The 13,655-nt window shown below is 60.3% G+C and carries 10 protein-coding genes; 4 read left to right on the forward strand and 6 right to left on the reverse strand.

The features are described 5' to 3' along the window. Positions 1 to 97: 97 nt before the first annotated feature. Both CGZ88_RS05090 and CGZ88_RS05095 read left to right on the forward strand, forming a co-directional pair. A complete protein-coding gene (locus tag CGZ88_RS05090) occupies positions 98 to 1,078 on the forward strand; it encodes a polysaccharide pyruvyl transferase family protein (protein WP_165778717.1) in 981 nt (326 codons plus the stop codon). A 44-nt stretch (positions 1,079 to 1,122) separates the two neighbouring features. Beyond that, positions 1,123 to 2,616, forward strand: coding sequence for a lipopolysaccharide biosynthesis protein (locus CGZ88_RS05095; protein ID WP_133120899.1), 1,494 nt, complete (start codon positions 1,123 to 1,125; stop codon positions 2,614 to 2,616). Positions 2,617 to 2,626: 10 nt separating this feature from the next. On the opposite strand, the gene CGZ88_RS05100 is transcribed toward CGZ88_RS05095, so the two are convergent. Beyond that, positions 2,627 to 3,835: an acyltransferase family protein gene (locus CGZ88_RS05100; RefSeq protein ID WP_101671280.1), complete on the reverse strand. Its 1,209-nt coding sequence runs from the start codon at positions 3,833 to 3,835 to the stop codon at positions 2,627 to 2,629. Further along, positions 3,832 to 4,845, reverse strand: coding sequence for a glycosyltransferase (locus CGZ88_RS05105; protein ID WP_101671281.1), 1,014 nt, complete (start codon positions 4,843 to 4,845; stop codon positions 3,832 to 3,834). The genes CGZ88_RS05100 and CGZ88_RS05105 overlap by 4 nt, the downstream gene beginning before the upstream one ends. Positions 4,846 to 4,946: 101 nt before the next feature. Here CGZ88_RS05105 and CGZ88_RS05110 point away from each other — a divergent pair, with 101 nt between their 5' ends. Continuing rightward, positions 4,947 to 8,201 carry a leucine-rich repeat domain-containing protein gene (locus CGZ88_RS05110; RefSeq protein ID WP_165778718.1) on the forward strand — a complete coding sequence of 1,085 codons (3,255 nt, stop codon included), beginning with the start codon at positions 4,947 to 4,949 and terminating at the stop codon, positions 8,199 to 8,201. A gap of 14 nt (positions 8,202 to 8,215) precedes the next feature. On the opposite strand, the gene CGZ88_RS05115 is transcribed toward CGZ88_RS05110, so the two are convergent. The 3 genes from CGZ88_RS05115 to CGZ88_RS05125 form a co-directional block, all read right to left on the reverse strand. Further along, positions 8,216 to 9,343 (reverse strand): glycosyltransferase, encoded by a 1,128-nt coding sequence (locus tag CGZ88_RS05115; protein WP_101671283.1) that lies wholly within the window; start codon positions 9,341 to 9,343, stop codon positions 8,216 to 8,218. Further along, positions 9,340 to 10,497: a glycosyltransferase gene (locus CGZ88_RS05120; protein ID WP_165778719.1), complete on the reverse strand. Its 1,158-nt coding sequence runs from the start codon at positions 10,495 to 10,497 to the stop codon at positions 9,340 to 9,342. Before CGZ88_RS05120 ends, CGZ88_RS05115 begins: the two co-directional genes overlap by 4 nt. A 67-nt stretch (positions 10,498 to 10,564) precedes the next feature. Further along, positions 10,565 to 11,560, reverse strand: coding sequence for an EpsG family protein (locus tag CGZ88_RS05125; RefSeq protein ID WP_165778720.1), 996 nt, complete (start codon positions 11,558 to 11,560; stop codon positions 10,565 to 10,567). Positions 11,561 to 12,006: 446 nt separating this feature from the next. Between CGZ88_RS05125 and CGZ88_RS05130 the strand changes: the two genes are divergently transcribed. Then, on the forward strand, positions 12,007 to 13,020 hold the full coding sequence (locus CGZ88_RS05130; RefSeq protein ID WP_101671286.1) for a glycosyltransferase family 2 protein: 1,014 nt from the start codon (positions 12,007 to 12,009) through the stop codon (positions 13,018 to 13,020). 102 nt (positions 13,021 to 13,122) lie between these two features. Here CGZ88_RS05130 and CGZ88_RS05135 read toward each other — a convergent pair. After that, positions 13,123 to 13,655: S-layer homology domain-containing protein (locus CGZ88_RS05135; protein WP_133120901.1), on the reverse strand; the 533-nt coding region annotated here is incomplete at its 5' end.

Below are 13,655 nucleotides of genomic sequence, written 5' to 3' on the forward strand. Positions count from 1 at the left end.
TCGACACATGCTCTTTTACGACCGGATCGTGCACGCCATCGGATTCAATAGGGTCCATAAGCTCAAGCATCTTCGCCGATATCATGATGGATTGAAGATGCATGGGCATGAGTTCCCGACCTCGCCTGATACCCGTATATGCGTCCTGGTCGGCTCGGCCGATTACGGCAACATCGGCGACATTGCGATCTCCGAGGCGCAGCTGGCGTTCCTGCAGGATCATTTCCCGGGAACCGTCATCGATATCATCGGCATGCGTTTCCTTGAATACCGCCGCGTGCTTGAGCGGCGTCTGACACGTCGTGACGTGCTGTGCTTCCAAGGCGGCGGCAACATGAACGACCTCTACCCGTGGTTCGAATACGAGCGTTGCGAGGCGCTTGCCACCTTCCCGCACATCCGCAGCGTCATCATGCCGCAGACGATCCACTACCGGGACTGGCGTTCACCGCTGCTGCACTACTCGCAGAAGGTCTACGCGCGCTGCACCGACCTGCATATCTTCGCCCGCGAGCGCCGCTCCGAGGAACTGATGAAACGCACCTATCCGCATGCGGATGTGGAGCTTGTGCCTGACATCGTGCTCACGCTCGACCCGTCCCCGTTCATCGAGGGGTCGCCGATCCGTGACGGAATCACCGTCATTCTGCGCTCCGACCGCGAGCGCAGCCTCGATGATCAGGCGCGCGACCGCATCGAGGATATCGTCAGGGCCCGCGGGATGCAGGTGTCCCATACCGATACGGCGAGCAGCGCCAACCATCTGACGGCTGACGACCGCCGGCGTATTCTCGGCGGCATGCTCACGACCTTTGCGTCGTCGCAGGCCGTCGTCACCGACCGTCTGCATGGCATGGTGTTCGCTGCGATCACCGAGACGCCATGCGTCGTGTTCGCGAACAACAACCATAAGATCCAGGGCGTCTACCAGTGGATCAAGGATCTGCCGTACATCCGTTTCGTCGACGACGTGGATGAGCTTCCCGACGCGCTCAACGCCGTCATGGGGGCGCCGGCCGCCTATCCGCGTGAACGGATGCTTGAACATTTCCGACCGCTCATCGAGGTGCTGCGGTGAGCGAGAGGGGAAACGACACTGCGGTGAAAGGCGGCGCGCCGGATATGACAGAGCGCAAGGACGGCCATGAGGTCATGGAGCAGCTGACGAAACCGGAGTCGACGAATCCGGCGAACAAGTACAAGAACCTGCTGCTCAACATCGGCCTGTTCGCGCTCAATACGGTCGCGACGAAGCTCATCGCCTTCCTGCTGGTGCCGCTGTACACGTATTACATGACTTCCGGCGAGTTCGGCGTCACGGACATGTCGACGACGGTGATCAGCCTCGTCATGCCGTTGGCCACGTTGTCGATCTCGGAAGCCACGATGCGTTTCGCGCTCAACGACGAGGAGCACAACAAGAGCTACATCACGGTGGGCTTCATGATGGTGTCGCTGAGCTGCCTCATCGTGCTGTGCTGCCTGCCGCTGCTCAAGCTGCAGATCTTCGGCGGTCTGGACCACTACCAGTGGTTCTTCTTCATCTCCTATATCACGAACGCCTTCCAGATGCTGCTCAACAATGTGGCGCGCGCCGTGAACGAAATCAAGATCATCCCCGTCGCGTCCGTCGTCACCGCGTTGTCCACCGGCCTGTGCGCGTGGCTGTTCATCGGCGTCGTGCATGGCGGTGTCGTCGGCTATTTCTGGTCGATGATCATCGGCAATGCGCTGGGCATCCTGTTCTATCTGTTCGGCGCAAGGCTGTACCGTTTTGTCTCGTTCATCACCTTCGCACGGATCAAGGCGAATCTTCAGGTGATGCTGCGCTATTCGCTGCCGCTCATCCCGAATGCGCTGTTCTGGTGGGCCGGCACAAGCATCAATCGTTTCTTCATCACGTCGATGCTCGGCATCGCCGCCTCCGGCCTGTTCGCCGTGGGCACCAAGATCCCGACGCTGCTCAATCTCGTCTGCGGCATCTTCCAGCAGGCGTGGACGCTGTCCGCGTTCCAGGAGTACAAGCGCACCGACATCTCGTTGTTCTTTACGAAGATCTACCGCATCTTCCAGTCCGGCATGGTCCTCGCCTCCTCCGGCATCATCCTGATCACCCCGTGGATCGCCGGCTTCATGCTGCAGAAGGAGTTCTATACGGCGTGGACGCTCGTTCCCGCTCTGCTCGTGGCGTTCTATTTCAATACGCAGAACGCGTTCTACGGCACCGTGTACACGTCGAGCATGCATACGACGACGTTGTTCACGACGACGATCTGCGGCGCGCTGACGATCGTGACCGGCACCTATTTCCTCATCCCTCCGATGGGTCTGATGGGCGCATGCGTCGCGATGGCGCTCGGTAACTTCATCGTGCTTGTGCTGCGCATGATCTTCGCGAAACGGCTCATCGTCGTGCAGGTGCATTGGGTGACGGTGCTGCCGTCGGTGCTGCTGATGATCGCACAGGCGGTCGTCATGACGATGCAGCCCGCCTTCTACATGCTGTGGTCGGCGGTCATCTTCGTCGTCATCGCGATCATCCAGGCGATCGACCTGACGCCCACGGCGAAGGAACTCTACGCAAGAATGCGCCAAGGTCGCTCGCAGTCGGCCTGACGATTCCCCTTCACTCCGTCGAATCCACAGCGCCGCCCTCCGGCGCTGTGCGACGACGCACGCGACGGCCCCGCACAGCCGCCGCCAAACGGTCGAACCATGCGCCCCGATGCCGGTCCACGGTGAGGCGGAACAGGCCCTGACGCAGCAGGTCCAGCATCAGGCACACCGTGAACACCATCAGGATGACCAATGCGCCGGAGATGATCGGATGTGCGCTGCCGAAGATCTTCGGCAGCGGCAGATACGTCGTCCAGCATCGGAAGATCGGCGGATAGAAATGGATCAGGTATACGCCGAACGCGGAGGCAGCGAGGACGTTGACGAATACGCTGTGGAACCGGCAGCGCAGTACCAGCAGCAGGATGCCGGCGCCGATCATCATCGATGGCAGCCGCCAGTGGTCGAAGATGAACATCTGCATGCCGGCCATCCGTCCCGTGGCCATGAATATGGCGTTGGCCGCCAGCAGATACATCAGTTCGATGCCGATGCCAGCGCCGATCAGCGCCCAGCATGAGCGCACGTCCAGTTCCCGCATATGCCAGCGGTAGTAGGTGATGAGCGCATACCAGTAGATGAACACGAAGACGCTCGCGTCGGTCAGACCGAACTCCACGTGAGGCACCAATCCCCCGACGCCCCACACGACGAGACAGACGGCGGCGAGCTGCCCGTGCCGACGCTTCGACAGTCGCCGCAGACCGTCGTTGAGGAACGGCAGCAGCACGAGGAACAACGCGTAGGCGGACGCGTACCACCACAGATTCGTGCTCAGCGGAAACACGCTGCGCACAGCCGTCATCGCCAAGCCATCGCCCACATAGACGCCCTCATGATGCAGCACCAACGTGACGGCCAACAATATGATGCTCCAGAACAGCAGCTGCCGTTCGAGGATCCAGACGCGGCGCAGGCCGCTCGTCAGCGTATGCTCACGGTCCATCAGGAACCATACGGACATCGCGAAGAACATGAAATTGGCGACCCAACCGCCACCCATATAGACGAACTGGTAGACGAGCTTCGCGATGGACATCGGCTGCCGCGCCAGCCATCCGCCGCCGCCCACATAGACGTAGTGGTATCCGACGACCATCAGCATCGACACGAGCCGCAGCAGCTCGACGCTGGAGTTGCGGCGCGTCTTCGTGGTCCGCGCGCTACGATGGCGTCCTTTCATGGGATCCTCGGTCTTCCCGACCTCCCTGCCCGTCATCGCAGCGCCTTCCTCAGACTGCCCAATGCCGTGGCGTATTCCTTGCGGCGCATCGAACGCAGCGGCAGATGGAACAGGCCGTTCCACACGTAGCCGCGCAACCGTTTGAGCAATGCCCGCTTCTGCGCGTGCTCCTCAGGTGGCACGTCCAACTTGCGAACCGATTCGATGATGACGCCAGCGCCGCGCATGACGTCGAAACGCGCGCAGTTGAGCATCTGCGGGGCGACGTTCCTGACAAAGGCCAGTTCGAGATCCGCGCGCTTCGGCCACCCGAGCCGCGTGCGGATGCTCCCCACACGCGTGACCGACTGCTCGTTATCCTCGTAATGGTATCCGGATGAACGCGGAATCACGGCGACCGTCGCCGCTTTCCACACCACCTGAATCTGCATGAGCACGTCGGCGCCGATCTTCTGATCGGTGAAGGTCAGCCCATCATAGAGGCCGCGCCGCGTACAACTCGTCCACATCGTATGGACGATCCTGTCCATCAGGAACTGACGCAACGGCTCGGGGTGCCGCCACACGCCTACGCCGGTGCCGGTGATGACCACATCCGCGTCCGGATGCCGATGCAGCTGATCGGCGAAATATTCAATCCACCGCTCCTCGATCCAGTCATCGCTGTCCACCCACATGATCCAGTCACCGCTCGCCGCCGCGAGCCCGGCATTACGAGCCGCTCCTTCGCCGCCGTTCGACTGATGCACGACCTTGACGCGCGCATCCTGGGCCGCATAGCGATCGCACAGCGTCGGTGTGCCGTCCGTCGAACCGTCATCCACGAGCACGACCTCGATATCCTTATAGGTTTGTCCCAGCACACTGTCGCAGCATCGGGGCAAATATCGTTCATTATTGAATACCGGGATGATCACACTTATTTTCTGCGCATGACGTTCCATATCCGCACCACTGTTCCTCTCGCAGCACATCTCTCCGCAAACCATCCCATAATACCGACGAGCGACGAAGAGGCGCGACCGGATATCACCGGCCACATGCATTCCTTTGCGATGATTGACACCTTCCTTTGCCGACCGATATAATGTTCGTCCATGTGTTTTCTCAATGGAGAGAGGAACCAACGACAGGGATGGAGGACATCATGGATCTCGCATCGTTGCGCCGGAAGGCGATCGGAATCCTGCTGACCCTCGCGATGGTGCCGTTCACCGCGCTTGGCGCTACGGCGCAGGAGACACCGCACGATACATCGTCATGCACAGTGGGCAGCAATACCTATACGCAATGCCTTCCGGACGCGTCGCTCGCCAAAGCCGTCGCGACCACGGCGAACGCCGACGCGGACACCGTCATCACAACGGACGCGGTCGCCGGCCTGACTTCGCTCAACGCCCGGCACGCCGGCATCAAGGACCTCACTGGACTGGACACGTTCACGAACCTCACGACCGTGCAGCTGTCCAATAACGACATCGTCTCGGTCAAACCGATGGCGACGCTGACAAAGCTCACCAATCTGGAACTCTATGGCAATCTCATCGCCGATCTGACGCCGCTTTCCACGCTCACCGCCCTGACGAAGCTCGGCCTCGGCGACAACAACCTCACCAACGTCGCGCCGCTCGCGCCGCTCACGTCGCTCGTGACGCTCAACCTGTCGCATAACGCCATCACGTCGATCGATGCGCTCGGCGGCATGACGAGCCTCGAATACCTGTGGGCGTCCGGCAACGAGATCTCCAACGCGGACGTCGTCAACAGACTCACGGCGCTCAAAGGCGGCGACCTGAGCACGAACAGCGTGCTCAGCGCCGCAAATATCACGTCCGACCCCGAGGAATACCTCGTCATGACGGGTCAGGCGATCAAGACGAAGGTGACGGTCAAGCATGGCGACACCGTCACGGCCTCGATGCCGATCGGCTACGATGGCAAGCCCATCACGCCCATGGGCATCGACAACAACGGCGTCTTCGACGCCTCCACTGGCCAGGTGTCCTGGAAGACGACCGCGGACATGTACAGCGGCATCACCTTCATCGCGCGGTATGAATCGCAAGGTGGCGGCAAGTCCGGAGACCGTCCGTTCTCCGGCCGCATCAGCGTCAAAGTGGTCTTCGAAAACGAAGCGGACATGACGACGGACACCGGCGTGCCCGCGCAGCCGCGCAAGCACGAGCAGGTGATCACGCAGGCCGTCACGACGACCTGCGACGGCACGACGACGATCGCCGACTGCTTCCCGGACAAGGCGCTCGCTCAGGTCATCGCCAAGCAGCTCGACACCGACGTCACGCATGTCATCACCGCCGAGGAGCTCGATTCAGTCACCGAGATCAAGGCGGACAACACTGGCATCACCGTGCTCTCGGGCGTCGAACATCTGAAGAACCTCAAGACGGTCCACCTTTCGGACAACCAGATCAGCGACCTCACGCCGCTGCGTGGCTGCGAACATCTTTATGACGTGCAGATCTACAATTCCTCGATCAGCGACGTCTCCGCACTGGCGAACAAGACGGAACTGTGGGGCATCGGCTTGGGCAACAACTTCATCAAGGACTTCTCCACGATGACGAACGTGCCCAAGCTCGGCTGGGCGGACATCTACTCGAATCTCATCGAGGACGTCTCCTTCATCGACCAATGGCCGAACTGCGGCTCCATCTGGCTGTCGGGCAATCCCTTCACCGACGTCTCCCCGCTGGCAAGGGCCACACATCTCGACCGCCTGCAGCTGGAGAACAACGCGATCAGCGACATGTCGCCGTTCGCCGGCTTCTCTCCCAAGCAGTATTCGATGAATGACAACCAGGGCATCAACGCGGGCGACGTCACCGTCGACGCCGGCGGCGAGGTCACGGTCGCCACGGCGAAGGGCCGTGCGGGAGGCTATCTGCGCCCGAAGAAGATCTCCCCGGAGGGCGGCGTCTACGATGCCGCAACCGGCACCGTCACGTGGAAAGACGTCTCGGACAGCGGCGTCTACTCGGTCAGGTTCAGCGAATCGGACGACCGCGACTATCTGTACAGCGGCATCGTCTACCGCAACGTCACCGTCGAGCATGCGGACAAGACCCCGCCGGACATCAGCGGTGTCTTCCCCACCTACAGCACGCTCGGCGAACCCTATGACCCGCTCTTCGGCGTGCAGGCGCATGACGACGTGGACGGCGACATCACCGACCGCATCACGGTGCCGCTCAATGAGGTGGACATCAATAAGGAGGGCACGTACCGCGTCCGCTACTACGTCGAGGACTCCGCGCACAACGGCAGCTGGAGCGGCCGCCGGGTCACCGTCACGACGGCCACGATCTCCTCGATCAAGGTGTGGCCGAAGTGGACCGACCCGGGTGTCGCACCGGACATGGGCAACTATGCGGAGGCGACATGGAGCGACGGCAACGTGACCGGCGAAGGCGTCGTCTGGGACAAGATTGACCCCGAGCAATACGCGACGCCGGGCAATACCTTCACCGTCCACGGCAAGGTGCGTGGGCGCGATGTCTCCACGACGGTCACCGTGCGCGGCGAAGCGCCGACGATCGCCGTCGAATCGGTCACGATCAGCGGCGACGGCGTCAAGGACGGCGCGATCACGCTGCACACCGGCGGCACCGTCGCGCTGAAGGCCGTCGTCAAGCCGGATGATGCGACGAAGAAGACGGTCAGCTGGTCGTCGTCTTCGAACTACATCGCCTCGGTGGATGGCGAAGGCAAGGTCACGGCGAACAAGGTCGGCACGGCGACGATCACCGCGAGCGCCGGCGGCAAGAGCGCGAGCATCACGATGACGATTCCGGACCGCTTCTCCGACGTGCCCAACGGCAAATCCTTCCATGATGAGATCGAATGGCTTGCGGCGAACGGCATATCACGGGGAAACAACGACGGCACCTACGGCTACGGCAAATCGCTGTCCCGCCAGGACATGGCGATCTTCCTGTATCGCATGGCGATGCTTGAACATGTGGAGGGAGTAGCGGAGTTCACGCCTTCCGAAGCCGACTATGCGAAATTCAAGGACGTGCGCAAGGGGTCGTTCGCGGCCAAGGAGATTCTGTGGCTCGCCAGCGTCGGCATCACGCGCGGTTCGAACGGCAGATTCAACGGCACCCAGACGCTCACACGTCAGGATATGGCGATCTTCCTGTTCCGTTTCGCGAATCTCGCCGGCGCGCAATCCGTCAAGAATTTCACGCCCACGGACGACGACTATGCGAGGTTCAAGGACGTAAAGCGAGGGACCTTCGCGGCCAAGGAGATTCTGTGGTTGGCGGATGCACGAATCACACTCGGCAATTCGGACGGCACCTTCGGCGGCAACTCGAAGCTGTCGCGAGAAGCGATGGCTGCGTTCCTGTACCGAATCCACAACCATCTCGCGAAGTGACGCGGTAACGCGCCTCAGGACGCCAGCAGACGACGGTAGATGCGCCGCAACGTCTCGCTGGCGTTCTTCGCGTCATAGCCGGCCTGTTCCATCCGTTCGGCCGCGTTCCGCCGCATGGTTCCGTCCAATGCGCGGCCCGATACGGACAAGGCCGCGATGTGGTCCGCCCAGACCGCGTCCGGCGCGGACAGGGACTCGAAGCACATCGCGCCAAGCACATCGGCATCCTTCGTGACGGCATCCGAAGCCAATATCGGGATGCCATTCGCCTGCGCCTCGATGAACGCGACCGGCAATCCTTCGAACAAGGACGGGAATACAGCCAGATCAGCGGCGCTGTAATAGGCGCCGATGTCCTGCTGTCGTCCCGTGAGCTTCACATGCCGTTCCAATCCCCGGCGCGCGATGATCTTCTCGATCTGCGGACGACGCTCCCCTTCTCCTACCAGCAGCAGGAACGCCGAGGGGTCGCCTTTGCGGTATTCATCGAACATCTCGACAAGGCGCGTCTGGTTCTTCTGGTCGCTCAGCCGCGCCACATTGACGAGCACCGTCGCGTCGGCCGGGATATGCCAGGCTTCGCGCACCTCGATCCGCTTGCGCTCATCAAAGGTGAAACGCGGCACATCGATGCCGTTGCGGACGATCGTGGCATCCTGCGCACTTGGTCCGAACAGATAGGAGGCCGCGGTCTGCGAACAGGCAAGCAGACATTGCGCATGCCTGACCACGAAAGGACGCGTCAGATAATGCAGAAACGCGAGGGGTGACTTCGACGACGGACTCGTGTTGTGCGAGTGCAGGATGCATTTGCTGCGCGGCGAGACCTTGCGCGCCAACGTGAGCGGCAGATATTTGACGAGCGAGTTCTTGTTGAGATGGATGATGTCGAATCCACGGCCGTAGATCTGTCGCATATGATGTCGGTACGCCAATGAACCGTACCGTTCGGAGACGGTGAGCACATGGTCATCCGGGATCGTCAGGCGCGCACGGATCGCCGGATCGTCGTTCTGAGCGATGCAGTAGACGTCGAATTCGTCCTGCAGCGGTGCCACCTCGTTCTCGAGGAACGCCTCGATACCGCCCCAGTTGCCGCTGATCTCCGAGACGAGGACCGATGGCTTGTCCGTGCCGCTCATTGACTCGCCTTTCCCTGATGGTGCTCGTCGAGGAGCTTTTCATACCAAGCGTTCACCTGTTTGGCGCTTTCCCTGATGTCGTATCCTGCCTCGGCGAGCAGCCGCACGTTATTTCCGTGCTGCTCGTCATTTGTCGGACCTTTGCCGGCCATCTCGAGCAGCTGTCGGGCCCAGCGCCGCGGCGAAGCAGACAGCGGCAGATTGGCGATCAACCCGGAGACGATGTTGACCTCCCGCGTGACTTCATCGGACACGACCGTCAGGCAGCCCGCCGCCTGCGCCTCGATGAGGCTCAGCGGAAGTCCTTCGTACTTGGACGGGAACGCCATGACGTCGAATACATGGTAGAGTTCGGCTACATCGTTCCTCGCACCCAGGAAGTGCACATGGTCGCTGATGCCGAGCCTGTGCGCCTCCTGTTCCAGTTTGCGCGTATACCGTCCGGAGCCGGCGCCGACGAGCAGCAGCGTCGCGTCCGGCCGTTCATACAGCAACGCCGCGAAGACCTTGAGGGTGAAGATCTGGTTCTTCTGCACGCACAGACGCCCCACCTGACCAACGATGAGACCATCATCCAGACCGAGTTCGCGTTTCTTGGCCTGCACGTCCGGCTGCATGGCGTAGGAATCGAGCTCAATGGCGTTGCGGATGAAATGGACACGACCGCCGTCCACTGCACGGTCCCCGTAGAGCCAGCGCGCCGACAGCTCGCCGCAGGCCGCCAGATCGGTCGCCTTCCACTTGGAGAACGGGCGCAGCATGTTCTTCACCGCCGTCTTGGCGATTTCGCTCGAATGGGCTGTGCTATGGCTGTGCACGACCCGGACGCCAACGTTCTCATGCTGGGCGACGGCGAGCGGTATTACGCTGAGCGCATTGACGTTGGCATGCACGATATCCGGCCGTATCCGATCGAGGACCTGCGAGAGCTCACGAACATAGTGCACCGGATGCTTGTATGGCGCAATCACATGAACAGACCCTCCCAAGGCCTCGATCTCCTCGCGCGGAATGTAGTTCGAGTCCTCCTGCACAATGAAATCGAAGCGGAAACGGGAATGATCCGTGTATCTGAACAGGTTCATGATGGTGGCTTCGACGCCCCCCTTGTTCATACGACCCATCACCTGAGCCACGCGAATTCTGTCATCCATGTCGGTTTTACTCATTTCTCTCATCTCTCAGTTGCTCTCGACACCAATGCGAACGAATGCATACCAGCTACCAGTATACGGTCGAAGTGTCGAAAATAAAGGTGTACGGCAGGACCTCGGAGGACCCATGCACCTGATACACCACCATCCATGCCGCAAAGCACATGATGATGAGCGTCACGGCAAGATAATAGGCCGTGCCACGCAGGACAAATCGCAGCATATACGGAATGGAGATGCATTGGATGATCATGAAATACCAGACAAAGCGGTATCCGACCGGCAACACGGTCTGCAGGAAGCAGAACGCGAGTGCAAAGCTCTGCGCCAGCAGATACCAGTTCGCCTTCTTGTCCTGACGCACACCGTTCGTTCCCAGCAAATAAATCGCGACGAAAATCATGAAAATGGCCAGATTGATCATCGTCAGACGCGTGTCCGAGTACGCAGTGTCGTATTGGCCGGTGATGTAGTAGTCGAATCGCGTGCTCATGCTGAAGCGTTCGGCGAACACGCGCACCACCGACTGCCCCAGGTAGGCACAGCAGGGAAGGATCATGGAGACAACGGCCATCGCGTGATGCGGCAGGAAGAACAGCAGGCAGAACGGGATGACGACGATGCCGCTCAGATGCAGGAAGCAGCTCAGCGCCACCAGCGCGAACGCCTTGATGAACCTGCCTTGCAGCAGGAACACGGTGCCGACGAGGAACGTGACGACGGAGAAGTACTGGGCCACGAAGCAGAACGAACGCAGGTAGTGGAAGGTCACGATGTACAGCGTCACCGGCAGCACGATGAACCGCGACTGCTTGCAGATCGCGTAGTACATCATGGCCGACGTGTACGCGGCCATCGCGAGGAAGAACCACTGGTTGCTTTCGAACTGAGCGAAGATCCAGATGATGAAATTGAACAGCGGATCGTAATGCGGCGTATATCCGACGCGCGTCTCCTCCAGCGAAGGCACATACGAATACATGTAATCGATGCCGGTGTCGTACCGCAAACCGGCAAGCAGGATCAACGCAAGCGCGGACAACGCGATGAACGTCCTACGCAAAGTCCGGGCTCCAGCCAGATCCAGCCGTCGGCTTGTCCGCAACTCCGCATGCGGCGTACGCTGCGCGAGGACGCTCCTGAAAACCGGCATGGCCTCACGTTGGCACAGATCCGCGCAGAACGCGAAGAAGATGGCCACCGCGAATACGATTCCATACAGCATCATCTCCGGAAGTACCCCCCATCACCGATCCACGCATGGTACCATCGCATCGTTCCGCTCTTTCCTCCTAGGCTCGCCGGTGTTGCTTGCACGCCATCAAGACCGGACCTTTTTGCACCCTGATTAGTATAGCCAGTATGGCCGATTGGCGGCGCGAAGCGTTCCGTTCTTCACCTGATGTACATCGGCTCCTGTGAACGTCCTTCGACGACGGCGAGGCCCTCATGCCGTTGCTGTAGGATGCGTAGGGAGAATCGGGAAAACGCATCTGAGGAGAGGATACCGTGCCAAAGAGCCAGCGACCATTGGTGAGCATCATCGTGCCAATCTACAACGTGGAACATTATCTTGACGATTGCGTGCAATCGATCGTCGACCAGACCTACCCCGATCTGGAGATCATTCTGGTGGATGACGGATCGCCGGATGGCTGCGGCGCGATCTGTGATGCATGGGCCGAAAAGGATGCACGTATCACGGCGTTGCACAAACCGAATGGAGGACTTTCCGACGCGAGGAACTACGGCATCGACCGTGCGCACGGCGAGTACGTCTACTGCGTGGATTCCGATGATTGGATCCAGCCGAACCTCGTCGAACGTGCGCTTGGCGTCGCGCTCGGCACCGATTCCGACCTCGTCGTCTTCGAATACAACAGCGCAAGCGACGACGGTAGCGTCGTAAGGCCCTCCGACGACGTGCAGAAGTTCCCTTCCGAGGGTCGACGCAGCTCCGAGCAGGCGCTCAAGCTACTGTGGGACGACAAGGTGCAGAACTTCGCATGGTCCTACCTTGTGCACCGAAACGTCTACGACACCGGCATCCGGTTCCCTAAGGGCTATCTGATGGAGGACATGGGCACGGCGTATCTGCTTTATGACGCGGCGAACGCCGTCTATTTCCTGCCTGAGCCGCTGTACAACTACCGCGTGCGCCCCAATTCGATCCTTGGCGTGAAGAGCCAGGCGATGTGTGAGGGAACCGTGCATTTCATCCAGATCATCGACCGTTTCGCCCAGTCCCATTATTATCCGCAGCTGCGCACCGAGGAGCTCAACTGGTCGATCCGCTATCTGACCGGAGCGATCATCTGGGCTTATGAATCGCGCAAGCGCTTCAAGCCCGGTGAGTACAAGGCCTTCGTGAAATCCACGAGGAAACTCGTCACCGCCCGCATCAAGGCTCTGGGCATCCGCAACATGACGAACACAAATAAGGTTAAATCACTCGCCGTGTATCTGCGTTGCGTGCCGATCATGGACATCGCGTCCCAACGGCGCAGCGGACGCATGCTGTAATCGTGCTGTCCGTACATCAGGAAGCGGAAAAGCCGTGGATACGACGTGATGATTTCCATCACATCGCATCCACGGCTTTTACATCATCGCGAACTGGGTCGTTCAGATGAGTTTGTCGAGGCGGTACAGGAACGCGGCCATCGCCGAACGCGTCAGCTTGTCACCATAGCCGAACGTACCATTCGCGTTACCACGCGTGATACCCACCTTCGCGCACCACAGGATCTCCTTGGAAGCGAACGTGCCACGCTTCACATCCGAGAACCGGGCATACTCGGCATCCGACGGCGCATACGAACCCACACCGGGCACACCCGCCAGCAACGCATAGCGATACAGGAACACCGCCATATCCTGACGAGTCAGCTTGTCATTACCCTTGAACCGGCCATTCGAACCCTGCGAAATGCCATTACGAGCCAGCCACAGGATCTCCTTGGCACCATACGAACCACGCTTCACATCCGAGAACCGCTGGTAATCCGCATCCGACGGCGTGAACGACGCGGCACCCGCCACGCCATGCACCGTCGCCAGACGATACAGGAAGATCGCCATATCCTGACGATTCAGATGATCACCATAACCAAAACGACCATCCGAATACCCATTCGTGATACCCTGCGCCGCCAGCC

This window comes from Bifidobacterium anseris, assembly GCF_002860345.1.
GTDB lineage: Bacteria > Actinomycetota > Actinomycetes > Actinomycetales > Bifidobacteriaceae > Bifidobacterium > Bifidobacterium anseris.

Bases quoted from the DNA above. Each gene is read 5' to 3' on its own strand.
- CGZ88_RS05090 (WP_165778717.1), top strand. From the start codon at position 98: ATGCATGGGCATGAGTTCCCGACCTCGCCTGATACCCGTATATGCGTC.
- CGZ88_RS05095 (WP_133120899.1), top strand. From the start codon at position 1,123: ATGACAGAGCGCAAGGACGGCCATGAGGTCATGGAGCAGCTGACGAAA.
- CGZ88_RS05100 (WP_101671280.1), bottom strand. From the start codon at position 3,835: ATGACGGGCAGGGAGGTCGGGAAGACCGAGGATCCCATGAAAGGACGC.
- CGZ88_RS05105 (WP_101671281.1), bottom strand. From the start codon at position 4,845: ATGCATGTGGCCGGTGATATCCGGTCGCGCCTCTTCGTCGCTCGTCGG.
- CGZ88_RS05110 (WP_165778718.1), top strand. From the start codon at position 4,947: ATGGATCTCGCATCGTTGCGCCGGAAGGCGATCGGAATCCTGCTGACC.
- CGZ88_RS05115 (WP_101671283.1), bottom strand. From the start codon at position 9,343: ATGAGCGGCACGGACAAGCCATCGGTCCTCGTCTCGGAGATCAGCGGC.
- CGZ88_RS05120 (WP_165778719.1), bottom strand. From the start codon at position 10,497: ATGGATGACAGAATTCGCGTGGCTCAGGTGATGGGTCGTATGAACAAG.